The organism is Xenorhabdus japonica, assembly GCF_900115195.1.
Taxonomy (GTDB): Bacteria; Pseudomonadota; Gammaproteobacteria; order Enterobacterales; family Enterobacteriaceae; genus Xenorhabdus; species Xenorhabdus japonica.
This window is the reverse complement of sequence record NZ_FOVO01000010.1, coordinates 58,591-81,803: the sequence shown is the minus strand read 5'-3', so window position 1 is coordinate 81,803 and position 23,213 is coordinate 58,591. Positions and strand designations below refer to the sequence as shown.

Genomic DNA, 23,213 nt, shown 5'->3' with positions numbered 1-23,213 from the left:
TCTATTTAAACTTGAGCAGCGAATTTATATAAATGATTTCACTGCTCAATAAAGAATAAAAAACAAACAATTAAATATGACAAGAAAATGATTACTCAGATCATCATCTATAATGCTCATTATTTTCCGAGTAACTCAGCAAATTTTTCACGGATTTTCTGTTCAGGCAGCTCCATGCCAATGAAAACCAGTACACTTTCGCGTACTTCATCATCACGCCATTCTCTGTCCCAATCTGCACTATACAGACGCTGAACGCCCTGAAACAGCAACCGACGAGATTCCTCTTTGATAGCAAGAATCCCTTTGTAACGCAGTAGGCTATCCGCGAAACTCAGTAATAGCTCTTCCATCAGGTTAGAAACTTCTGATAGCTCTACGGGATGCGATAAGTTAATGACGAGCGACTGGATCGTGTTTTGTTGTTTAGGCATAAATCGAAACACAGGAGCAGAAACCGCCAGTTTGTCATTCAACATAAAGCCTTCGATATCGAACAATAAGCTTAAATCAGCTTCACCTTGAATGACTTTATGAATAGGTGCTCTGGCATTGATTCGTTGCAAACGTTTAACTAAGGCATCCTGGACTGGAGCAACATCTGTTTTTGTTAAAATGATTCTATCTGCATATCCCACCTGTGCCTGTGCAATGGAAAAACGATCTAATTGTTGTTCCACATGGACAGCATCCACCAGCGTAATAATGCCATCAAGTAAAAAACGCTGACACAAAACTTCATGAGAAAAGAAAGTCTGTGTAACCGGGCCGGGATCAGCCATTCCTGTACATTCGATAATCAGTCGATTAAAGTAGATCTGCCCTTTATCCATGCTATCCAGCAAATCCAATAATGCATCTTCCAATTCATTCGAACGACTACAACAGATACATCCGTTACTTAATGTCTTAATCTGAGTTGCTCGTTCGCCAATCAATTCATTATCAATAGGGACTTCACCAAATTCATTTTCGATGACGGCTATTTTATAATCGTGATTGGCATTGAGGATATGACGCAGCAGCGTCGTTTTGCCTGAGCCCAAAAAACCGGTCAGGATTGTGACTGATATTGGTTGCATTTTCGTTTCCCGATGCTCATTGACTATTAAATAATTTCTACTGATTTAGCCACTTTTCTAACAACAGTTTCTCTAACGTTTATCTAACAACAACGCATACCGCCTTTTCCATCACCACCATAGCGAGCATTCTGACGTTCGCGAAAAAATTCTTCATAAGTCATATAAGGTTTATCCGGGTGGTTTTCCTTCATGTGTTGTACATATGTGTCATAGTCAGGAACGCCCACCAACATACGGGCAGCCTGCCCCAGATATTTGCCTGCCCGCCCAAGATTACCAAACATAAATTACCCTCCAAAAAATGCCCCACATAATACAAAATTGATTATGTGGGGCATAGCCGTTACTGATACAGAATGATTTAACTGATATCAGTTTAAGTATCATATCAGTGCGTAGAAGAGACTTTTACCCCACCTTCCGGAACTGGAACATAAGGTGTTTCATTATCGGTACGCTCCGGATTTTTGCTGGCTTTTATCGCTGTTTTGATACCATAGATAATGATGCTATACACCACCACCAAAAACAGAATACTTAAACCTGCATTGGTGTAGTTGTTCACAACAATGTGATTCATGTTACTGATTTGCTCGGCAGTCAATTCCGCTCCACCTTCTGCAATCCGCTGCTTATACTCTTTCGCAAGGAAGAAGAAACCTTCAAGCCGTGGGTTATCACTGAATAATTTCAGCCCTAGCGCCCATGTAGTACAAATCAACAACCAAACTGCAGGAATAACTGTTACCCAAATATATTGAGTGCGTTTCATCTTGATCAGTACAACTGTGCCCAATACCAACGCAACAGCGGCCAGCATCTGGTTAGAGATACCAAACAGCGGCCACAGGCTCTTAACACCACCCAATGGATCAACGACACCTTGATACAGTAAATAACCCCATAAGCCTACACAACCTGCTGTACCAATGATGCCCGCTATCAGGGAGTCTGTTTTTTTCAGGAATGGAACAAAATTACCCAAGAGATCCTGCAACATGAAACGACCGGAGCGTGTACCCGCGTCCAGCGCCGTCAGGATGAACAGGGCTTCAAACAGAATACCGAAGTGATACCAGAAACCCATATCTGCCGCAGGTATAATCTGATGGAATACATGGGCAATTCCTACCGCCAAGGTTGGCGCTCCCCCAGCCCGGTTCAGAACAGATGGTTCACCAATGTCTTTTGCTGTTTGCAGAATTTGATCTGGCGAAATAACAAAGCCCCAAGAGCTTACGGTTGCTGCCGCATGAGTTGTCACTTCTTTCAACGAAGCCATAATCATCGGTGCTTCGGTAGTGCCCAAGTTATGCAGGTCAGGCATGGTAATACCCAACGCTGCCGGAGGGGTATTCATGGCAAAATACAGGCCCGGCTCAATGATGGATGCAGCCACTAGTGCCATGATCGCCACAAATGACTCCATCAACATCGCACCATAACCAATGAAACGTGCATCTTTTTCATTTGCCAGCAATTTAGGTGTCGTTCCCGAAGAAATCAGGGCATGGAAACCAGACACCGCACCACAAGCAATAGTAATGAACAAGAATGGGAACAACGTTCCTTTCCAAACCGGCCCTGTGCCATCAATATACTGTGTGATGGCTGGCATTTTCAGCTCAGGGTTCAGGATGACAATCCCAATCGCAAGACCAACAATTACCCCAATTTTCAGGAAAGTTGCCAGATAGTCACGCGGAGCCAAAATAAGCCAAACCGGCAATAATGCAGAGATAAAGGCGTAACCGATCAGCGCATAAGTGATAGTGGTATCTTTGAAAGTCAGGGCTGGTCCCCAGTAAGGGTCTGCTGCGACAACACCACCAAACCAAATGGCAGCAATCAGCATGAGAATCCCGATCACGGAAACTTCACCCACACGACCCGGACGGATATATCGCATGTAGATCCCCATGAAAAGCGCAATAGGCACTGTTGAGCAAACAGTAAATACGCCCCAAGGGCTTTCCGCCAATGCTTTCACGACGATTAAGGCCAATACCGCCAGAATAATGATCATGATCAAGAAGCAACCAAACAGGGCAATTGTTCCTGGTACACGCCCCATTTCTTCTTTGACTATCTCACCCAGTGATGCCCCATTGCGGCGTGAGGAGATAAACAGCACCATAAAGTCCTGCACTGCCCCGGCAAGCACTACCCCTGCCAATAACCACAATGTTCCCGGCAGATAACCAACCTGTGCCGCCAATACCGGCCCTACCAACGGGCCAGCCCCTGCAATGGCCGCAAAGTGGTGACCAAACAGGACATTTTTGTTGGTGGGAACATAGTTCAAACCGTCATTATTAACGACCGCAGGCGTTGCTCGCGTAGCATCCAATTTCATCACCTTAGTAGCGATATAAAGGCTGTAATACCGATAAGCAACCAAGTAAACCGCAACGGAAGCGACGATGATCCACAAAGCGCTAACGTGTTCTCCCCGCCGCAGCGCAACAACCCCAAGGCAGAATGCGCCAATTATCCCCAATATCATCCAGGGGATATGCTTTAATAATTTATTATTGTTCATAAAACTTCCTTTTCACAGTAAGACGAACAGCAAGTTATTATTCAATTTTTACTATCTTCTTCATAAACCAGCCATCTATGACCGGAAAGAAGTGATACCTATATAAAGGTATGTACTCCTTGTCACACTGCTCCATGATATAAAACTCTTTCTGGTAAGACTGGAAAGATCTAGGCCAGCGGTTGAATACCGCATTAAGCGGTCAAAATCCTCCAATCACTGGTTCTCACACTAAAATATGCATCAAATTTTGTGATATCAGTCACTTACCTAAGTTATTTCCAAATTGCAGAGCAATCAAAAAAGCTACAATTTGAAAAACGAAGGGTATATTTATCGATCGAAGTTAATGGCATCATCCTGCAATTGATTAAAGTCTTTATATTCGTTAATAAATGAAATCACTGTATGCTGGTTCTGGCACTTTTGGTTGGAAAACCAATCACATTCGGATACCAAGCGAGGCTCCTCAATACCCAACCATGTGGATAACATCGGCAGTAGGTTCAGACCGCTGCGGTGAGCGTCTATTATATTTTTGTTGGAATGGTTTTTGTCAGAACTGTTTTTGTCGGAACTGTTTTTGTCAGAATAGTCGTAACCGGTAATAATAAAAGGAACTTGGTAATTCTGCTTATTATCATCGTCATGGGTCAGATTCTCGCTATCTGTATTCTTATTCACAAATGACAAACCATGATCCGCAAAGTAGAGCATTGCCCAGTTCAATTGGTTCTTGTTGGCAATATTTTCAATATCAGCAAGCAGGCGATCCGTATTGTGGATGCTCTGGATATAACATGAGATATTCTTGGAATGAAAATAGGTGCTGTATTTCTCATCAGTTCTGGCACAAGGTTGTGGATGCGAACCCATTAAGTGAATAATAATCAGCTTCTTTTTCTGTTCATTCTTCACTAATGCCTTACGGATATAAGGCAATAAATTTTCATCCGGCATATAACAGCGGTCATCTGAATTGCCTTCTTTTAGAAAAGTATAATGATTGGCATGCTGCCCAATCAGCGCTACAGGAGAATCAAAACCCCCTTTCATTCCCTGATTGGACAACCAGTAAGTTTCAAATCCCGCTTTTTTCGCCAGCGAAACAATACTGTTATTCAATTGAATTTCATTTGCTTCACGAACCGCCAGAGAGTTAGTCAGCGATAATTGTGTTGATGGTGCCGCAGAAATATAGTTGGTTAACACTGTAGCATCTGCATTATCCATCCAAGGGGGTTATGTATTCAATATATGTATTCTGGTTTTATAAAGTCAATTTTAATGCCGAACAAAGCCAGTAGAATAAGACGATTGAACTAATCGAATACTATCGTGTGTATTGCTAGATCAACAGATTGAATACTTGACCTCCAAGGGGTATTTTTATCCGGGAACCCATAGGCATTCATAAAATCTTTTCGGACACTTTCACCAATAACCATTATATATGTGTCATATTTTTCTTCTTTCACCACTGGCTGCCAGTCATCACGATTTTGGATAATTTTGGCAAATCGGTTATTTTCCGACATGACTTTCTGGTAGCTTCGATAGATATCAGTGAAGAAGCGAATCTCCGGTAAACTGATATTCAAAAGTTCCGAACTATCTTAAAAACCCGATTTTATATACCCTTTGACTGGCGACCAAAAAGCCGAAATGAAAAACAGAGCCAATAACCCCTTTTTACTTTTGCCTGATAAGGTGACATTTAGCTTAAATGCAAATATCATCAGAACAAAAATGGCTATGGCAGTTAAATAAGTTGAAATCGAAAGCCCGCTAATATACTCCGCTGTTTCATTCCTATTTGTATAGATTAATGATCCCACCGCATTGACATCTGGATAACCGTAATTTAGGCCAATTGGGGTATAAAGAATTCCCATCAGAGAAAAAAAAGTAATCAAAAAGATATATACTCGTTTACTTGTTGCAGCCCAAAATAAAAAGAGTGCAAAGGCACTGAAGACATATATCAGTTTTAATTGATATCCTAAAAGTTTATGTATAATAAAAATAAGCAAAAAAAAGAACAATAAAACAAGAAGCATTCTTGTTTTTATAAAACCAAGACATAATCACCCTGTCATTTCAAATAGCCATAGCTAAACTTGAGGATAAGAATAAGTTTACTTGATTTCATCAATCAATAAACCGATTGATTTCACAAAAAAATTTATTTTCGTAAAGTATTTTGTTCACTATTACCGATTTTGTACGATAAAAAGAGAATTTGCTTAATAACAAAATAAAACCCAATACGGTATATTACAGCATCAGGTTTAGTTATCACACAATCTTATTACGCAATAAATGGTGAGTTACTAGCTGGTTGACAAGTAACGTTCAAAATCCTCACGTTCTTCATCCCGCAAAGTCAGTACCTTAAAACTATCACGGGTTACCAGAATAGTATGCTCAAACTGAGCCGATAACCGACGATCTTTAGTCGTTACCGTCCAACCATCTTTATGCAGCTTAACATCCTTTTTGCCTTGGTTGATCATAGGCTCAATCGTGAAAGTCATTCCCTCTTCCAGGATGATACCTGCTCCCGCCTTACCGTAATGCAAAACTTGTGGTTCCTCATGCATGCTGCGACCAATGCCATGACCACAATATTCACGCACTACTGTGTAATTATTTGCTTCGGCATGCTGCTGTATCGTATGACCGATATCCCCCAGAGTGATTCCCGGTTTAACGATCTTAATCGCCTTATATAGACATTCTTGGGTCACATTGACCAAACGCTTGGCGTGAGATGGCACATCACCAACACAAAATGTAATGCTGCTATCACTGTAATATTCCTCTTTTTTGACGGTGACATCCACATTAACGATATCGCCATTTTTCAACCTCTTTTCCGAAGGCCAACCATGACAAACAACGTGATTTACTGATGTATTGACCGTATAAGGAAAACCATATTGTCCTAAGCTACCCGGTATAGCATCAAGGGTATTGATAATGTAATCATGGCAAAATGAATCAATTTCGAGGGTCGTAATACCGGGCACGATAATCTGACGAACAGCTTCAAGTACCTGACCAGTCAAGCGCCCCGCTATTTCCATCTTCTTTATTTCGTCCATATTTTTTATCAGTATTCCGTTGTTTCTCGTCATATTATTTTTCTCTTAATTCTAGTTATGTAGGTTCCTTTTTAATCATGCACTTACATTCGTTAACAACTCAAGCCAATGTTTACCTCAAATTTATCTAAAAAAGTTCGTATTCCAATATAAATCCCTTCATACTATTATTTAAATGAACAAAAAATGTTCTATTTTTCTTGTAACTCATCAATTCAAAAGGATGATAAATGGAAAAGTTCTATTTGCTGAAAATTACACTTATCGAAGCTGAACCTAGCATATGGCGTCGTTTTGTTGTTCCATCCAATATTTCATTGGATCGATTACACGATGTGATACAAACTGTGATGGGCTGGAGTGACTACCACTTACATGAGTTTATTTTTGGAATCAAGCGCTTTACTGAAATGCCAGAAGAATTTGAAGATGTTAAAGAAGAAGGGAAAGTTAGGCTTAATTCATTAATTAAAAGAAAAGGCAATAAATTCATTTACATTTACGATTTCGGTGACTGTTGGGAACATGAAATTGTTCTTGAAAACAGTCACTATTCCCATGACGAACTCCCCATGCCTATTTTCTGCCTTGATGGTCAACAAGCCTGTCCGCCAGAGGATTCCGGTGGTACATATGGCTATATTGATCTAATCAATATTATCAACGATCCAAGCCATGAAGATTATCTGGAAATGTTTAAATGGATTAATGGCAAATCTGATGTTTCTCCCAATAAAATTTTTTCCCCTGAAAAATTCAATATGGAAGAAGTGAATAATAGACTGGCTTTATATTATCGTTGGTCAAGGGATCGTTATTTACCACTATCTGAATGACTATTCTGTTGGTCATGTATTTAATAAATTGAAAACAAATATTTATAAAATATATGACCCATTCTCCTGATTATCCAACCCGCCAATAACCTCCTTTCTTCGCCCCGATACGAATCAAACGATCCGCAACCACACCCTGTTTCCTTATCACTACACATGTCAGTCATATAACCAGCGACCAGATTTAGCCGACTCAATCAGCATATTGATGGTCAGTGGCTTCGCATCTTTGAGGCGATTCATCGGAAAATAAACATTATTACCATATTTTATCACTCCCTCTAGCAATGCTCGAGACTCTTCGCAATCCTGCTGAATAGTGAAAAAATCTGATACATTCCTGCGAGTATTCCTGCTAACCTAACACCAAAATCTTCCTAATCGAATCCACAGATGAATCACACAGATTATCAGTGATAAGATAGCGTTTTCGCCCAGGATGAGGTTCATTAGCGTTCCATCCTTAGCTGATTATATTTAGGTTTTGTCATTTAGATGGATTGACTGAGTGTCAATGGCCCAACTGAGTCAACAGGAATAATAGAATTGAATCAAGTCAATATGAAAGAATCTCCAGCAAAGGATTTAGATAACCATACTCCCATGATGCAGCAGTATCTGCGCCTGAAATCACAGCACCCGGATATCCTGCTGCTTTATCGGATGGGAGATTTTTACGAGTTGTTCTTTGACGATGCCAAAAAGGCAGCGAAGCTATTGGATATCTCCCTGACCAAACGCGGGCAATCGGCTGGTCAGCCGATTCCCATGGCGGGCGTTCCTTATCACGCAATCGAAAACTATCTGGCAAAACTGGTGCAATTCGGTGAATCTGCGGCGATTTGTGAACAAGTTGGCGATCCTGCAACCAGTAAAGGCCCTGTTGAACGCAAAGTTGTGCGTATTGTCACTCCCGGCACAGTCACTGATGAAGCTTTACTACAGGAGCGTCAGGATAATCTGCTGGCTGCTATCTGGCATGATAGCCAAGGTTTTGGTTACGCGACACTGGATATCACTTCTGGCCGTTTTCGTGTCTCCGAAATGACCGATGAAGATACCATTGCCGCAGAATTGCAACGTACCCGTCCTGCGGAATTACTCTATCCTGAAGCATTTGGTCACATGACATTGATTGAACGTTGTCACGGCCTGCGTCGGCGCCCAATGTGGGAATTTGAGCTGGATACAGCAAGACAACAACTTAATTTGCAATTTGGCACGCGTGACTTAATTGGCTTCGGTGTGGAAAAGGCGACGCTTGCCCTGCGGGCAGCAGGCTGTTTGCTGCAATATGTTAAAGATACTCAACGCACTTCCCTGCCTCATATTCGTAGTCTTACGATGGAGCGTCAGCAGGAAACGGTTATTATGGATGCTGCCACCCGCCGTAATCTGGAATTGACGCAAAATTTATCCGGTGGCACTGAGAATACACTGGCTTCGGTACTTGATCAGTGTGTGACCCCAATGGGCAGCCGTATGTTAAAACGCTGGCTGCATACGCCAATTCGCAATAAAGATGTGCTGGAAAATCGTCAGCAGGCCATTTCTGCATTACAAGAAATCGGCTATGAATTGCAGCCATTTTTGCGTCAGGTCGGTGATTTAGAACGTGTGCTTGGCCGTCTTGCTCTCCGTTCTGCTCGTCCCCGTGATTTGGCCAGAATGCGCCATGCTTTCCAGCAATTGCCCGATATTCACCAGATCATGGCATCCTCTGATTCCCCTTATATTCAGGCGCTACAACAGCGTGTGGGACATTTTGATGAATTGCAGGTATTGCTGGAGAATGCGGTTGTCGAAACGCCTCCTGTTTTAGTGCGTGACGGTGGTGTAATCGCCAAGGGTTATAATGCCGAACTGGATGAGTGGCGAGCATTGGCTGATGGAGCCAGTGATTATCTGGATAAACTGGAGATCCGCGAACGTGAAAAACTCGGCATTGATACCCTGAAAGTGGGCTTCAATGGGGTGCATGGTTACTATATTCAGGTCAGTCGGGGACAAAGCCATTTAGTACCGATCCATTATGTCCGCCGCCAAACGCTGAAAAATGCAGAACGCTATATCATTCCTGAATTAAAAGAATATGAAGACAAGGTACTGACTTCCAAAGGCAAAGCACTTGCCATCGAAAAAGCCTTGTATGAAGAGTTGTTCGATTTGTTGTTGCCTCATCTGGCTGATTTACAGACCTGTGCCGAGGCACTGTCAGAGCTGGATGTACTGGCAAACCTTGCTGAACGTGCTGAAACCCTGAATTACACCTGCCCGACATTGACGGATAAAGTCGGTATCCAGATCACTGGCGGTCGACATCCGGTTGTTGAACAAGTATTGAGTGAGCCGTTTATTGCTAACCCATTGACACTCTCATCACAACGCCGTTTGCTGATTATTACAGGGCCGAATATGGGCGGGAAAAGTACTTATATGCGTCAGACAGCTTTGATTACGTTGTTGGCCTATATTGGAAGTTTTGTTCCTGCCGAAAAAGCGGTTATTGGCCCTGTAGATCGTATCTTCACTCGTGTCGGGGCATCTGATGATCTGGCATCAGGACGTTCTACCTTTATGGTGGAAATGACCGAAACTGCCAATATCTTGCATAACGCGACGGAATACAGTTTAGTTTTGATGGATGAGATTGGGCGTGGTACATCAACTTATGATGGTTTATCCCTTGCTTGGGCTTGTGCTGAAAATTTAGCTAACCGCATAAAAGCGATGACACTGTTTGCGACTCACTATTTCGAACTGACAACACTGCCTGAAAAGCTGGAAGGTGTCGTCAATATTCATCTTGATGCTGTCGAACATGGCGATGCCATTGCTTTCATGCACAATGTGCAGGAAGGAGCAGCAAGCAAGAGTTATGGACTCGCCGTTGCCTCGCTGGCTGGTGTTCCGCGTGATGTGATTAAACGCGCCCGTCAAAAGTTGAAAGAGTTAGAATCGCTCTCTAATAATGCGACGGCAGGCCATGTCGATACACCGCAATTAACCCTGCTGACAGAAGAAACCTCTCCAGCTGTTGAAGCATTGGAAAATCTTAATCCAGATACCTTGACACCACGTCAGGCATTGGAATGGATTTATCGTCTGAAAGATATGGTTTAACAATGAATGGAACAACAATAAAGTTTGATACCAATCTGTTAGCTCCCATTTATCAGATTTTACAGTGCGAAACTCCTGATCAATGGGTAGAAAAGGCTCGGCAACCTGAAAATTTGCCGGTTTTGTTGCGCGATCATCTGCTATGTGAATTGAAAGCGGCACAAAGTGCCATGTTCTTAATTCGTAAATATGCTGTTGATCCTGAGAGTGCGGATACGCTGCTGGCTTGGTTTCAGCCCTATGAGGATTTTGCCTATAAAAAAATTGGCGATATCTATTCATTGAAAGGAAAAAACCAAGCCACCAAACAAATTATTGCCCGGGCAAAATCACCTTATAGTCAGGATCTCATTGATAAAATGGTTTTATTGATTAAAGAAGAGTTGCATCATTTTTATCAGGTATTGGAAATCATGGATGCCAGAGGGATAGGCTACGACAATATCAGTGCCAGCCGCTATGCTAAATCTCTATTCCAGCATATTACCAATCATGAGCCTTATACGTTGGTCGATAAATTGATTATCTGTGCCTATATTGAAGCACGTTCATGTGAACGTTTCGCAAAATTGGCTCCCCATCTGGATGAGGATTTAGGTAAGTTTTATATTTCCCTTCTTCGTTCAGAAGCTCGCCATTATCAAGATTATCTGACATTGGCTCAATCGATATCCAAAGAAGATATTACAGCAAGGGTAAATTATTTTGGTCAGATTGAAGCGGAACTTATTCAAACGACCGATCATGATTTCAAATTTCATAGTGGTATTCCCATTACCTGAAATTAATCAATGAAACACTCAGTGATAATGGAAATATAAATAAGTGAATAAAAAGGTGGGCTTATTTAGCCCACCTTAGGATTACGATCTAATATACTTTAACTTTCTAATTGCTACTTCGTGAATGACTTTCACTCATTCCAATCATCCAGTTATCACTGTTTCTGGAAATACGTTTATTTTCCACTACGCTGCAATTTGAAATTTATCAGGTATAAAGAATTAAGTATGGAATAATGATTCCATATTCAAGCCTTGGGTATGCAATATATCTCTAAGACGACGCAATCCCTCAACTTGAATTTGGCGAACTCTCTCCCTTGTCAATCCAATTTCTCGCCCAACATCTTCTAATGTTTCTGCTTCATATCCAAGCAAACCAAAACGACGGGCTAGCACTTCGCGCTGTTTTGCGTTCAGTTCAAACAACCATTTCACAATGCTTTGTTTCATATCATCATCTTGAATGGTTGTTTCTGGCCCTGAATCATTTTCATCAGATAAAGTATCCAATAAGGCTTTATCTGAATCACCACTAATTGGTGTATCGACAGAAGTAATGCGTTCGTTAAGCCGCATCATACGACTCACGTCTTCAACGGGTTTATCCAGTTTGTCCGCAATTTCTTCAATACTGGGTTCATGATCCAATTTGTGTGCCAGCTCTCTTGCAGTACGTAAATAGACATTCAACTCTTTGACTATGTGAATAGGCAGGCGAATTGTGCGCGTTTGATTCATGATGGCTCGTTCAATTGTTTGACGAATCCACCATGTTGCATAAGTAGAAAAACGAAAACCTCTTTCAGGATCAAATTTTTCCACCGCACGAATAAGCCCAAGGTTACCTTCTTCAATCAGATCTAGCAGTGCCAATCCACGATTGCTGTAACGGCGGGATATTTTTACAACCAACCGCAAGTTACTTTCAATCATACGTTGGCGTGCAGCAATATCTCCCCGCAATGCCCGTCTGGCAAAAAGAACCTCTTCCTCTGCTGTTAGCAGAGGTGAGAAACCAATCTCTCCTAGATAAAGCTGTGTCGCATCAAGAACCCGTTGGTTGACCCCTTGCAACAAATCCAAATCTTCATCAAGATCAGTTATATCACCCTCATTTTTCAACGACACTTCATCAAAGTCATCAGCTTCCATGCTACTTTCGTCTAAGTCCGCATCATCATACAACTCATTAACTTCAAGGCTCATCAGCTGCTCCTACCCATGATAATGCGGGCAGGATTTCAGATCCTGCCCCGGTTTATCGCTGCGGAAGATAACGCAGCGGGTTTACGGATTTTCCCTTATAGCGAATTTCAAAATGCAATCTTACTGAACTTGTTCCGGAACTACCCATCGCGGCAATTTTTTGCCCCGCTTGGACATCCTGCTGCTCACGAACCAACATTGTGTCGTTGTGCGCATAGGCGCTTAGATAGTCGTCGTTGTGTTTTATAATTATCAGATTTCCATATCCACGTAATGCATTTCCGGCATAAACTACTTTCCCTCTGGCTGTTGCAAATACGGGTTGACCACGACTCCCCGCAATATCAATGCCTTTATTCCCTCCTTGAGAATCAGAGAAACTTTCAAGAATTTTTCCTTCTGCCGGCCATCTCCAACTATTAATGGTACCAATACCATTAATAGCGCTATTTATCTCCGTATCTGTTGCTGTAGATACTTTTGAAGCGGCACTGTCGCTAACAGAAATAGTTGCTCTTGGCAACATTTTTTCTGACTTTGGTCTATCAATATTTGCAGGATACGCATTAATTTTTTGAAAATCAACCTGCTTAATTTCAGATTGGGTGCTATTTGATGCTATTAATACACTATTTCTGGAGGTTGTATTACCTATTCTTAGGACTTGGCCAACATTTAAGCTATAAGGCTCTAAGATGTTATTTTTGTGAGCAATATCACGAAAGTCATCTCCTGTGATCCAAGCTATGTAGAATAAGGTATCTCCGTGTTTGACCGTGTAGGTATTCCCGTTGTAGCTTCCTTTGGGGATATTCCCGTAGTTACGGTTATAGATAATTTTCCCTTGAGACAAACGACTATTGGCAGCATCATTCACTAGCTGACGATTTCTGGCAGCATGATTATCTGATGTGCGATTCGTTAATATTGGAGGAGCAGAAGATGGCATTGGTGTCGAAATTGATGACGGTCTGGAGAATAATTCTCCGTTTTTCTCCTTATTATCGATATTCACTATCGGGGCAGGACGATTTGGTGTATTGCTACAACCTACCAGTACAACGCCCATAACAGCACTGATGATTATCCACTTTATTTTTTTCACTGGGTTTTCTAGATTCATACCTTATTCCCCTATAAAGGCAAATATAAATGCAAATAATGATGATTTATAAAGAAATTTAGAATCACAAAAGATTTTAAGCGAAACATTTTGCTTAATTTCAGAAAAAAGAACAGCTAATTTGAAATAAAATCTCAAATAAGTTAGCTGATTATGCTAGCTCGCCTTGAATTAGGGGCACAAAACGGACGGGTTCGATAACGTCGCCATGAAAATCATTCCCATAACGATGTACCACTTTCAGTAACTGAGTACGCTCACCGACAGGCAAAACCATCACGCCTCCATCGGCAAGCTGATGGAGCAGCGCCTGTGGAATTTCTGGTGGTGCAGCGGTGACAATTATAGCGTCAAAAGGTCCTTTTGATGGCCATCCATCCCAACCATCACCGTGGCGGGTTGAGATGTTGTGGAGTTCGAGTTGCTTTAGTCTGCGCTTAGCCTGCCACTGCAACCCTTTAATCCGCTCCACGGAGAAAACGTGTCTGGCTAGATGGGCAAGTATTGCTGTTTGATAACCTGATCCTGTTCCAATTTCCAATACATCGGATTCAGGGGTTAAATTCAGTAACGCTGTCATGCGGGCAACAATATAAGGTTGGGATATGGTTTGCCCATGACCAATGGGTAGTGCGGTATTTTCATATGCTTTATGAGCAAGGGCTTCATCTACAAAACATTCCCGAGGTACTTTGGCAATAATCTCCAACAAGTGCTCATTGTGAATTCCTTGCTGACGCAATTGCGCCAGCAGATTTTTCATTGACCGGTTTAACATTCCCCAATATCCCCGACTTTTGCTAGCCAATCACTTATCAGCTCCTGAGCTTTATAAGCCGTTAAGTCTATCTGCAAGGGAGTAATGGAAACAAATCCTTCTTCTACCGCCGCAAAATCCGTTTCAGGTCCAAAATCACTCTTTTCTCCCGGAGGGCCTATCCAATAGAGCATATTGCCTTTGGGATCTTCCAAGGTATAGACTTGCTCAGCTGCACTGCGGCTACCACATCGGGTCACCCGAAACCCTTTGATTTGTTCAATGGGAATATCAGGCACATTAATATTCAGGATATTGCCCGCCCTCAATGGCGTTTTTTGCAGCAATGTTAATAAACGCACTGTCACTTCTGCCGCTGTTTCATAATATTTATCACCATTAAGTGATATCGCCAGTGCAGGTAGCCCTAAGTGGCGCCCTTCCATAGCAGCCGCAACCGTACCAGAGTAAATCACGTCATCACCGAGGTTAGGGCCACAGTTGATGCCTGAAACGACAATGTCAGGACGAGGATGAATCAGGTTATTCACGCCTAAATAGACACAATCCGTCGGTGTGCCTCCCTGAACAGAAATATCACCATTTTTCAGCGTGTTGGTACGCAAAGGGCGATCCAGTGTTAAGGCATTCGACGCACCACTACGGTTACGGTCAGGTGCAACTATCTGAACATGATAGTATTTCCGTAATGTAGCCGCTAAGGTTTGAATACCCGGTGCGGTGACACCATCATCGTTACTCAGCAATATCCGCAGCATTGATATATCTCATTGATTTTATTAAGTGTAGCATGGATTAATATTGTAACTTACTCTGTATGTTGTCCATTTGTCTGGTATAACCTATGATTGGACAATATTAAGGCTATCAGAAAATCGGTTGATCTTAGCATGATGTTGACGGTTTTGTAGATAGTATCCATTATTCCGCAATATCCGCAGTGTTGTTTTGATCTTGATTGATCAATTCTCTGACAACACTGGTTGCAAAGCTCCCCGATGGCAGAGAGAAATGGAGGGTGACAGTTTGGTCATCTTGCCATTCCCAATGCAGGTTAAGTGGTTTTACCAACATTGCCCGACGGGCACTCTCCACGCGCTCACGTTTAACCAAGACCCAAAGAGATTCATATTCCAATAAGCATTGTTGTTCGAACTCTAAAGCCTGATGCTGAGTTCCCAATGCTTTGTCACCCGGCAAAGGTGCGGTTATCTGTAACTCTCCATCCATGACCCGCTGCTGCAATACTGACAATTCAGATTCATCAGCCACAAACCAACTACCACGTCCTGTTAGTTGTAACGCATCACCATTTTTTACCTGTTGATGTTCACCCTGTGCGATACGTATGCTGGCGATAGCATTAAACATAGCGCTCCGGCAGGCCGAAAGGTAAAAACTGCGGCGACTGCGTTCTTTGACATGAATTTCATTAGCCGCCCAGCGCTGAGCCTGAACCAAATTTTGTCCACCTCGCCCGAAACGCTGTTCACCAAAGTAATTCGGCACACCAGTTTGCGCTATCTGCTGCAAACGTTTTTCCACAGATTGTCGGTTAGAGATTTCTCTTAATACCAGAGTGAAATCATTGCCTTTCAATGTACCAATCCGTAGTTTGCGTTTCTGACGGGAAGTTGCCAATACTTCACAACCTTCAAGTTGAAATGCCGTTAAATCAGGGTCTTGTTTTCCCGGCAAATGCAGGCAGAACCACTGTTCTGTAACTGCGTTGCGATCTTTCAACCCCGCATAACTGACAGAACGAGCCGGAATTTTGGCAAAACGGGCAAGGTTATCCGCTACAAATTGGGTGTTACATCCCGTTTTACGGATATGTACCATTAAATGTTCGCCTTCTCCGTCAGGAGAAAATCCCAAATCTTCGCGCACAATAAAATCTTCTGGTGTGGATTTAACAACACCGCTCGCTTCCGGTCGGTCATAAAGCCAATGTAATTCACTCAATGTCATGCTCATTCCTTCACCAATAAAGCGACTGCTTCGCAGGCAATACCTTCTTTACGACCAATAAATCCCAGTTTTTCTGTTGTTGTCGCTTTAACGTTAATATCATCCATATGGCACTCAAGATCCTCTGCCAGATTAACCTGCATCTGGGGAATATGCGGCAACATTTTCGGGGCCTGTGCAATGATAGTGATATCCAAATTTCCTATCCGATAGCCCTTTGCACGGATACGACGATAAGCTTCTTTCAGTAGTTCACGACTGTTTGCGCCTTTAAAGGCCGGATCGGTATCAGGAAATAATTTACCAATATCGCCCAGTGCCGCAGCTCCCAATAAAGCATCTGTGGCAGCGTGCAAAGCGACATCTCCGTCTGAATGGGCAATTAATCCTTGCTCATAAGGAATGCGAACACCGCCAATGATCAATGGCCCTTTTCCGCCAAATTTATGCACATCAAAACCGTGTCCAATTCTCATACGATAAGTTCCTTAGATTTTCGGGATAGGTAAAATTCAGCCAGTGCCAAATCTTCAGGTTGCGTCACTTTTATATTGTCCGCCCGTCCATTGATCAGTACGGGACGATAACCACAATGTTCCAGTGCTGAAGATTCATCGGTGATACAGGCTTGTTCTGCAAGCGCTTTAAGCAAGCAATTACGCAATAGCTGCAAAGGGAATAATTGTGGGGTCAGGGCATGCCAAAGGCCGTTACGGTCAACGGTATGAGCAATCAATGTGTGGTTAGTCGTGGATGATTCTTTTTCTGATGGTTGTTTCCCTACTGTTTTTTCTACTGATAGAGATACCATGCGTTTCATGGTATCTCTCACCGGAGAAGCCAAAAGACCACCACATACGTCAGGAGATTCTACACTGTGATCAATAAGCCGCAGCAGGTTATCGAGATCATTTCTATGCAGACAAGGGCGGGCTGCATCATGCACCAAAACCCAAATTGCCTTATCTGTAGGCAAACCAGCCAAATAATCCAACCCAGCCAATACCGAAGCCGCTCGTTCTTCACCACCAATGACCGTCGCAATTCTTGGATCAGAAGCGATGGGTAATTGTGCAAACTGGGTGTCAGCAGGATTCAGTGCAATAATAATGCGTTGTATACGAGGATGTTCAAACAGTGCCGCCACGGTATGTTCAAGAATAGTTTTTCCGGCAATATCGAGATACTGTTTTGGGCAATCAGATTTCATCCGGCTACCGATACCCGCAGCGGGTATCAAGGCAATAATTTCATGATCTTCAACAAAGGCATTGCCGGAAAGAGAAACATCAGCAGGGGAATGAAGTCGTAAGTTATTCATTTCAATTATTATTTACTGTTTTAATTTAAACGCTATTTCGCATTATGTTTTGAGGTATCAGGCACTATACGATAAAAAGATTCTCCTTGCTTGATCATGCCTAATCCATTACGAGCGCGTTCTTCAATCGCCTCCAGATTCCCTTTAAGATTCCTGAGATCCTGAACTTCAGCAAATAGCTGCTCGTTATTTGCCTTAAGTTTAAGATTATTCGCCTCTTGTTTATCAACTTCGGCCTTGACCTGCATATAATCGTGAATGCCATTTTTTCCTAGCCACAGCGAATACTGCAACCAGCCCAGTAGAACCAGCAATAGTAGCGTTAACTTACCCATCTCCCCCCCTGAAAACCCGCTAATCATCCCACAACTGAAAGCATGACGCTACTTACTCTCACATAACCAGCCAAAACATCATTTCAAAATATGATCTTATTTCACGACATAATAGAAATGCATTGAATTAAATTAGTGTAGAAACACATTATTCCACTAACAATAATAATGTGTTTCATGATGGTTTGTTAGGTGTGATTGTCTGTTAGGTATAGTAGTTAAGCAGGCAGGATACCGCGGTTTTTCAGTACAAAAAGTAATTTTTCAATCAAAGAGTCTACAGGCTGTGAGCCATCCAAATGCACATCTGGCTGTTCGGGAGCCTCATAAGCAGCATCAATTCCAGTGAAATTGCGCAATTCTCCCGCTCGTGCTTTTTTATATAGTCCTTTGGGATCACGGGATTCACATATCGCCAATGGTGTATCGACATGCACTTCAATAAATTGACCTTCTTCCATTAATGCGCGTATTTTTTGCCGTTCTGCTCTATGGGGAGAAATAAATGCCGTCAGTACGACCAGCCCTGCATCAACCATCAATTTTGCGACCTCTCCGATCCGCCGGATATTTTCCTGCCGATCGATTTCAGAAAAACTCAAATCACTGCACAGACCATGACGAACATTATCACCATCCAGTAAGTACGTTTTGACTCCCTGTGAAAATAATGCCTGCTCCAATACTCCTGCAAGGGTAGATTTTCCTGAGCCAGATAACCCTGTGAACCAAATCACCAATGCAGGATGTCTATTTGCATTTTCTCGCTGTGCCCGGTTCAGGGCATGTGAATGCCAGACAATATTCTGAGCCACTTATTTCCCTCCCAGTAGATCACGTACTCCCCAGTGCGGGAAATGGCGGCGAACTAATTGGTTAAATTCCAGTTCAAATTCACTGTATTCTTTAGGCTCTTCGTAAACATCTAATTGGATTTCACGCACCAATCCTGCACCTACAGTCACATTGGTTAAGCGATCAATCAGGATAATGCCACCGATATCCGCATTTTGTGCATAGCTGTCGAGCAGTAATGGTTCATCAAATGAAAACTCCACCAGCCCTATTGCATTAAGGGGCAATTCGACCGCAACCTTCTGAGTCAAATTGTTAACATCTACCTGATATTGGATATTATCGATTTTGCCCCGGCTTTTTTTACCGGCAACTTTGATATCCAGACTTTGCCCCTGAATCAGCGGCTGTTCTGACATCCAGACAACATCAACTAAAGCATGGCGAGCCACTTTCATTTGATCTTCAACGGCGACTAGCAAATCACCACGGCTGATATCTATTTCATCCTTTAATACTATGGTGATAGTTTCTCCAGGCACTGCAAATGTGAGATCCCCGTTAAAAGTGACAATTCTTTCCACCGTAGAAATAACACCAGATGGCATAACTTTAATTTGCTGCCCTTGCCGTAAAATCCCCGACGACAATGTGCCGCTGTATCCACGAAAATCAAGATCAGGGCGATTCACATATTGTACGGGAAAACGCAGAGGCTGCTCCGTCGCTTTTGTTTTTACGTCCACGGATTCTAGGATGCTCAGCAGAGTTTTCCCCGTATACCACGCCATTTTTTCACTGTGGGTAACGATGTTATCCCCTTCCAATGCCGAGATTGGAATGAAGTAGATATTTAGGTCAGTAAACAATTGTGCCGCGAAATTCAAATAATCTTGCTTGATCTGTTCAAATATATCTTTTTGATATTCAATCAAATCCATTTTATTTACTGCCACTACCAAGTGACGAATACCCAGTAATGTACTGATAAAACTGTGACGGCGGGTTTGTTCCTGAACACCTTTTCGTGCGTCTATCAATAAAATGGATAACTCACTGGTTGAGGCACCTGTAGCCATATTGCGGGTATATTGTTCATGCCCCGGCGTGTCCGCAATGATGAATTTACGCTTTTCCGTAGAAAAATAGCGGTATGCTACGTCAATGGTGATGCCTTGTTCTCGCTCAGCGGCCAATCCATCAACTAATAACGCCAGATCGAGTTTTTCTCCCTGAGTCCCTATTCGCTTGCTATCACTTTGTAAAGTTGCAAGTTGATCCTCATAAATCTGGCGGGTGTCATGCAGCAAGCGACCAATGAGTGTACTTTTACCATCATCCACGCTGCCGCAGGTCAAAAAGCGCAGTAATCCTTTTTCCTGCTGTACCCGAAGATAGGCTTCAACTCCACCTTGCTGCTTGATCTGACTAGCAATGGTTTCATTATGTGCAAGTGCTGGCATATTTGGACTCCTCAAAAATAACCCTGACGTTTTTTCAGTTCCATAGAACCTGACTGATCACTATCGATCAGGCGCCCTTGCCTTTCGCTGGTGGTTGATACCAGCATTTCTTCTATGATTTCCGGCAACGTTTCTGCTTCTGATTCCACAGCCCCTGTCAACGGCCAGCAACCTAGTGTTCTGAAACGCACTTTGTGCTGGCTAATCACTTCCCCGGCTTTCAGGTCAATTCGATCATCATCAACCATGAGCAATGTTCCATCACGCCGAACAACCGAACGGGATTTAGCAAAATAAAGAGGAACGATATCAATCTGTTCCAGATAGATGTATTGCCAGATATCCAGCTCTGTCCAGTTGGATAACGGGAAGACACGGATACTTTCCCCTTTGTTAATCTGGCCGTTATAGTTGCGCCAAAGTTCAGGGCGTTGATTCTTGGGGTTCCAACGATGGGAACGATCACGGAATGAGTAGATGCGTTCTTTGGCTCGTGATTTTTCTTCATCACGCCGTGCTCCGCCAAATGCGGCATCAAAACCATATTTATCCAGAGCCTGCTTCAATCCTTCTGTTTTCATGATGTCGGTATGTTTTGCGCTGCCATGAATAAAAGGATTAATACCCAATGCCTCTCCTTGTGGATTACGGTAAACCAGCAATTCAAAGCCATACTTTTCCGCTGTGCGATCACGGAAGTCATACATGTCCTGAAATTTCCAGCCTGTATCCACGTGCAATAAAGGGAAAGGCAGTTTTCCCGGATAAAACGCTTTGCGTGCAAGGTGTAGCATCACAGAGGAATCTTTGCCAATTGAATAGAGCATGACAGGGTTGGCAAATTCAGCAGCCACTTCCCGAATGATATGGATACTTTCAGCTTCAAGTTGTTGTAAGTGTGTCAGTCTTTTTTCGTCCATTGAGCATTCCTTATACTAAATCAATCACAGCAGGGTGATTTACTTGACCAGCAGCATTTCCTTGTTCAGTTAATTGTGTTTGAACAATAGATTGTGTTTGGACAATAGATTGCTTTTGATTCGCGGACTGTTTTTGAACAACTGATTTCTGTTCAAACCAGGCTATCTGATGGTGGAATTGAGCCACCTCTCCGATTATCAGCAAGGCGGGAGATGGCGCTTCTTGGGCCAATCGCTCCAATTCGGATAAGGTTCCGGTTAGTACCTGCTGTTCTGGACGAGTGCCACAACCAATTACAGCAACGGGGGTGTTGCAGTCTCTACCATGTGAAATCAGCTTTTGGCTGATTAAAGCGGCTTTTATGGTTCCCATGTAAATTGCCAGTGTTTGATTGCCTCGTGCTAGCGCAGGCCAATCCAATTCACTGCCATTTTCACGGCAATGTCCTGTAATAAAGGTGACACTTTGCGCGTGCTCTCGATGGGTCAATGGGATACCCGCATAAGCAGAAGCTCCCAATGCTGCTGTAATACCGGGCACAACTTGAAAGGGTATCCCCTCTGCTGCCGCAATTTGTAGCTCTTCTCCACCACGACCAAAAATAAATGGATCGCCACCTTTCAGACGAACCACTTTTTTCCCCTGATTCGCTAATTTGACGATGAGTGCATTGGTTTCTTCCTGTGCCACTGAATGATTGCCCGCTCTTTTCCCAACACAAATTTTATCTGCATCACGGCGAACTAATTCCAGAATTTCTGCACTAACCAAATGGTCATAAAGAACGACGTCAGCTTGCTGGATCACCTGCAACCCTTTTAATGTCAAAAGCCCCGGATCGCCCGGCCCTGCACCTACCAGCGCTAGCTCACCTTGGGTATGAGAATCATTTTGAACCAACTGCTGTTCAAGTTGCTCTTCTGCCTGCTGTAATTGCCCATTGGCAATCAATGTGGCAAAACGCCCATTAAATGCCTTTTCCCAAAAGTGACGTCGCTGATGTATGGAGCTAAAACGCTGTTTCACACGTTCCCGCCATCGCCCCGCAATATTTGCCATCGTACCAAGGCTAAATGGGAGCAAGGATTCTAACTTTTCCCGCAATAATTTTGTTAATACCGGAGATTTCCCAGCCGATGAGATCGCCACCATAATCGGTGAGCGATCAATGATTGATGGGAAAATTGCTGAACAAAGTGGTTGGTTATCTACGACATTGGTCAAGATAGCGCGCTTATTGGCTTCTGAAAAAATGTGTTGGTTTAGATTGTGATTATCCGTCGCGGCAATCACCAAAAATACGCCATCAAGATATTCTGTTTTAAACGTTCCTTGTAACCACTCAAATTCTCCTTTTTGATGGCGTAGTTGCAGTTCTACATGCAGTTCAGGAGCGACAATCGTTAATACGGCTCCGGTACGAAGCAATAAGTCTGCTTTGCGGGAAGCGACTTCTCCGCCTCCCACCAGTAGTACAGCTCGGGTTTTGAGCTCAATAAATAAAGGTAAATAGTCCACGATACCATCCCGTGTTAGAGCCTATTTCATGATATACCCAAAGAGTTTCAAGCTACGCAAATAACCAAACAGTAACCTGAAAAAATATAGGGTATGAACTCTTAATTATTATGATGACTAAAGAATGAATATATGAGGCCGTGATCAAGTTATGAAATGATAAAAAGTAATTATTTGTTCCTGAATCGCATAAGCTGATTTTTTTATTACATTAAATACCAAATGTTATAAGACCAATTAAGCAAAATATTCAGCACGCGCGAAAGCAGCGCTTCTTTTACAAGATTCGCTGCCCAGTAGAAAA

Annotated in this window: 22 protein-coding genes and 1 pseudogene; 3 read left to right on the top strand and 20 right to left on the bottom strand. The window is 42.7% G+C overall.

Going from position 1 to position 23,213, the window contains the following annotated elements:
* Window positions 1–119 precede the first annotated feature (119 nt).
* From yjiA to map, 7 genes are all read right to left on the bottom strand, one after another.
* Entirely contained in the window at window positions 120–1,082 is a 963-nt protein-coding gene (yjiA, locus tag BM135_RS06090) for a GTPase (protein WP_092518820.1), read from the bottom strand.
* An 83-nt stretch (window positions 1,083–1,165) separates the two neighbouring features.
* A complete protein-coding gene (locus BM135_RS06085) occupies window positions 1,166–1,369 on the bottom strand; it encodes a YbdD/YjiX family protein (protein ID WP_047962587.1) in 204 nt (67 codons plus the stop codon).
* A gap of 104 nt (window positions 1,370–1,473) precedes the next feature.
* Window positions 1,474–3,627, bottom strand: coding sequence for a carbon starvation CstA family protein (locus BM135_RS06080; protein ID WP_092518818.1), 2,154 nt, complete (start codon window positions 3,625–3,627; stop codon window positions 1,474–1,476).
* A 333-nt stretch (window positions 3,628–3,960) separates the two neighbouring features.
* Window positions 3,961–4,839 carry a phosphoethanolamine transferase gene (locus BM135_RS06075; RefSeq protein WP_175485986.1) on the bottom strand — a complete coding sequence of 293 codons (879 nt, stop codon included), beginning with the start codon at window positions 4,837–4,839 and terminating at the stop codon, window positions 3,961–3,963.
* A 110-nt stretch (window positions 4,840–4,949) separates the two neighbouring features.
* Complete coding sequence (locus tag BM135_RS06070) at window positions 4,950–5,228, bottom strand: hypothetical protein (RefSeq protein ID WP_139204077.1); 279 nt, start codon at window positions 5,226–5,228, stop codon at window positions 4,950–4,952.
* A 15-nt stretch (window positions 5,229–5,243) separates the two neighbouring features.
* Window positions 5,244–5,687, bottom strand: coding sequence for a hypothetical protein (locus tag BM135_RS06065; protein WP_092518815.1), 444 nt, complete (start codon window positions 5,685–5,687; stop codon window positions 5,244–5,246).
* Window positions 5,688–5,960: 273 nt separating this feature from the next.
* Window positions 5,961–6,767 carry a type I methionyl aminopeptidase gene (gene map, locus BM135_RS06060; RefSeq protein WP_092518814.1) on the bottom strand — a complete coding sequence of 269 codons (807 nt, stop codon included), beginning with the start codon at window positions 6,765–6,767 and terminating at the stop codon, window positions 5,961–5,963.
* A gap of 197 nt (window positions 6,768–6,964) precedes the next feature.
* On the opposite strand from map, the gene BM135_RS06055 reads away from it, so the two are divergent.
* Window positions 6,965–7,570 carry a plasmid pRiA4b ORF-3 family protein gene (locus BM135_RS06055; RefSeq protein WP_092518813.1) on the top strand — a complete coding sequence of 202 codons (606 nt, stop codon included), beginning with the start codon at window positions 6,965–6,967 and terminating at the stop codon, window positions 7,568–7,570.
* 159 nt (window positions 7,571–7,729) lie between these two features.
* Here BM135_RS06055 and BM135_RS06050 read toward each other — a convergent pair whose 3' ends face one another.
* Window positions 7,730–7,813, bottom strand: coding sequence for a DUF1493 family protein (locus BM135_RS06050; protein WP_092518812.1), 84 nt, complete (start codon window positions 7,811–7,813; stop codon window positions 7,730–7,732).
* 318 nt (window positions 7,814–8,131) lie between these two features.
* Between BM135_RS06050 and mutS the strand changes: the two genes are divergently transcribed.
* Together mutS and miaE are read left to right on the top strand one after the other, a co-directional pair.
* Window positions 8,132–10,693, top strand: a complete 2,562-nt coding sequence (mutS, locus tag BM135_RS06045; RefSeq protein ID WP_092518839.1) for a DNA mismatch repair protein MutS — start codon at window positions 8,132–8,134, stop codon at window positions 10,691–10,693.
* 2 nt (window positions 10,694–10,695) lie between these two features.
* Window positions 10,696–11,475: a tRNA isopentenyl-2-thiomethyl-A-37 hydroxylase MiaE gene (gene miaE, locus BM135_RS06040; RefSeq protein ID WP_092518840.1), complete on the top strand. Its 780-nt coding sequence runs from the start codon at window positions 10,696–10,698 to the stop codon at window positions 11,473–11,475.
* A gap of 222 nt (window positions 11,476–11,697) precedes the next feature.
* Here the strand turns inward: miaE and rpoS are convergent, their stop codons facing one another.
* From rpoS to cysG, 12 genes and pseudogenes are all read right to left on the bottom strand, one after another.
* The gene (gene rpoS / locus BM135_RS06035; RefSeq protein ID WP_092518811.1) at window positions 11,698–12,684 is read right to left on the bottom strand and encodes an RNA polymerase sigma factor RpoS; all 987 of its coding nucleotides are present in this window, start codon (window positions 12,682–12,684) and stop codon (window positions 11,698–11,700) included.
* Window positions 12,685–12,736: 52 nt separating this feature from the next.
* On the bottom strand, window positions 12,737–13,807 hold the full coding sequence (gene nlpD, locus BM135_RS06030) for a murein hydrolase activator NlpD (protein ID WP_092518810.1): 1,071 nt from the start codon (window positions 13,805–13,807) through the stop codon (window positions 12,737–12,739).
* A gap of 151 nt (window positions 13,808–13,958) precedes the next feature.
* Window positions 13,959–14,585, bottom strand: coding sequence for a protein-L-isoaspartate(D-aspartate) O-methyltransferase (locus BM135_RS06025; protein WP_092518809.1), 627 nt, complete (start codon window positions 14,583–14,585; stop codon window positions 13,959–13,961).
* On the bottom strand, window positions 14,579–15,343 hold the full coding sequence (gene surE / locus BM135_RS06020) for a 5'/3'-nucleotidase SurE (RefSeq protein ID WP_092518808.1): 765 nt from the start codon (window positions 15,341–15,343) through the stop codon (window positions 14,579–14,581). Before surE ends, BM135_RS06025 begins: the two co-directional genes overlap by 7 nt.
* Before the next feature lie 163 nt (window positions 15,344–15,506).
* Window positions 15,507–16,556, bottom strand: coding sequence for a tRNA pseudouridine(13) synthase TruD (gene truD, locus BM135_RS06015; protein ID WP_092518807.1), 1,050 nt, complete (start codon window positions 16,554–16,556; stop codon window positions 15,507–15,509).
* Between the two features lie 2 nt (window positions 16,557–16,558).
* Window positions 16,559–17,032, bottom strand: a complete 474-nt coding sequence (ispF, locus tag BM135_RS06010) for a 2-C-methyl-D-erythritol 2,4-cyclodiphosphate synthase (protein ID WP_092518806.1) — start codon at window positions 17,030–17,032, stop codon at window positions 16,559–16,561.
* On the bottom strand, window positions 17,029–17,877 hold the full coding sequence (ispD, locus tag BM135_RS06005; RefSeq protein ID WP_092518805.1) for a 2-C-methyl-D-erythritol 4-phosphate cytidylyltransferase: 849 nt from the start codon (window positions 17,875–17,877) through the stop codon (window positions 17,029–17,031). The genes ispF and ispD overlap by 4 nt, the downstream gene beginning before the upstream one ends.
* A 32-nt stretch (window positions 17,878–17,909) precedes the next feature.
* A complete protein-coding gene (gene ftsB, locus BM135_RS06000) occupies window positions 17,910–18,212 on the bottom strand; it encodes a cell division protein FtsB (RefSeq protein WP_092518804.1) in 303 nt (100 codons plus the stop codon).
* 218 nt (window positions 18,213–18,430) lie between these two features.
* Entirely contained in the window at window positions 18,431–19,027 is a 597-nt protein-coding gene (gene cysC, locus BM135_RS05995; protein ID WP_092518803.1) for an adenylyl-sulfate kinase, read from the bottom strand.
* Window positions 19,028–20,470 carry a sulfate adenylyltransferase subunit CysN gene (gene cysN / locus BM135_RS05990; protein WP_092518800.1) on the bottom strand — a complete coding sequence of 481 codons (1,443 nt, stop codon included), beginning with the start codon at window positions 20,468–20,470 and terminating at the stop codon, window positions 19,028–19,030.
* Window positions 20,471–20,481: 11 nt separating this feature from the next.
* Window positions 20,482–21,390 carry a sulfate adenylyltransferase subunit CysD gene (gene cysD, locus BM135_RS05985; RefSeq protein WP_092518798.1) on the bottom strand — a complete coding sequence of 303 codons (909 nt, stop codon included), beginning with the start codon at window positions 21,388–21,390 and terminating at the stop codon, window positions 20,482–20,484.
* A 133-nt stretch (window positions 21,391–21,523) separates the two neighbouring features.
* Window positions 21,524–22,909, bottom strand: a pseudogene (gene cysG, locus BM135_RS05980) (siroheme synthase CysG); the annotation flags it as partial.
* Window positions 22,910–23,213 lie beyond the last annotated feature (304 nt).

Coding starts and splice junctions, on each gene's coding strand:
- yjiA (WP_092518820.1), bottom strand. CDS start 1,082: ATGCAACCAATATCAGTCACAATCCTGACCGGTTTTTTGGGCTCAGGC.
- BM135_RS06085 (WP_047962587.1), bottom strand. CDS start 1,369: ATGTTTGGTAATCTTGGGCGGGCAGGCAAATATCTGGGGCAGGCTGCC.
- BM135_RS06080 (WP_092518818.1), bottom strand. CDS start 3,627: ATGAACAATAATAAATTATTAAAGCATATCCCCTGGATGATATTGGGG.
- BM135_RS06065 (WP_092518815.1), bottom strand. CDS start 5,687: ATGCTTCTTGTTTTATTGTTCTTTTTTTTGCTTATTTTTATTATACAT.
- map (WP_092518814.1), bottom strand. CDS start 6,767: ATGACGAGAAACAACGGAATACTGATAAAAAATATGGACGAAATAAAG.
- BM135_RS06055 (WP_092518813.1), top strand. CDS start 6,965: ATGGAAAAGTTCTATTTGCTGAAAATTACACTTATCGAAGCTGAACCT.
- BM135_RS06050 (WP_092518812.1), bottom strand. CDS start 7,813: ATGAATCGCCTCAAAGATGCGAAGCCACTGACCATCAATATGCTGATT.
- mutS (WP_092518839.1), top strand. CDS start 8,132: ATGAAAGAATCTCCAGCAAAGGATTTAGATAACCATACTCCCATGATG.
- miaE (WP_092518840.1), top strand. CDS start 10,696: ATGAATGGAACAACAATAAAGTTTGATACCAATCTGTTAGCTCCCATT.
- rpoS (WP_092518811.1), bottom strand. CDS start 12,684: ATGAGCCTTGAAGTTAATGAGTTGTATGATGATGCGGACTTAGACGAA.
- nlpD (WP_092518810.1), bottom strand. CDS start 13,807: ATGAATCTAGAAAACCCAGTGAAAAAAATAAAGTGGATAATCATCAGT.
- BM135_RS06025 (WP_092518809.1), bottom strand. CDS start 14,585: ATGTTAAACCGGTCAATGAAAAATCTGCTGGCGCAATTGCGTCAGCAA.
- surE (WP_092518808.1), bottom strand. CDS start 15,343: ATGCTGCGGATATTGCTGAGTAACGATGATGGTGTCACCGCACCGGGT.
- truD (WP_092518807.1), bottom strand. CDS start 16,556: ATGACATTGAGTGAATTACATTGGCTTTATGACCGACCGGAAGCGAGC.
- ispF (WP_092518806.1), bottom strand. CDS start 17,032: ATGAGAATTGGACACGGTTTTGATGTGCATAAATTTGGCGGAAAAGGG.
- ispD (WP_092518805.1), bottom strand. CDS start 17,877: ATGAATAACTTACGACTTCATTCCCCTGCTGATGTTTCTCTTTCCGGC.
- ftsB (WP_092518804.1), bottom strand. CDS start 18,212: ATGGGTAAGTTAACGCTACTATTGCTGGTTCTACTGGGCTGGTTGCAG.
- cysN (WP_092518800.1), bottom strand. CDS start 20,470: ATGCCAGCACTTGCACATAATGAAACCATTGCTAGTCAGATCAAGCAG.
- cysD (WP_092518798.1), bottom strand. CDS start 21,390: ATGGACGAAAAAAGACTGACACACTTACAACAACTTGAAGCTGAAAGT.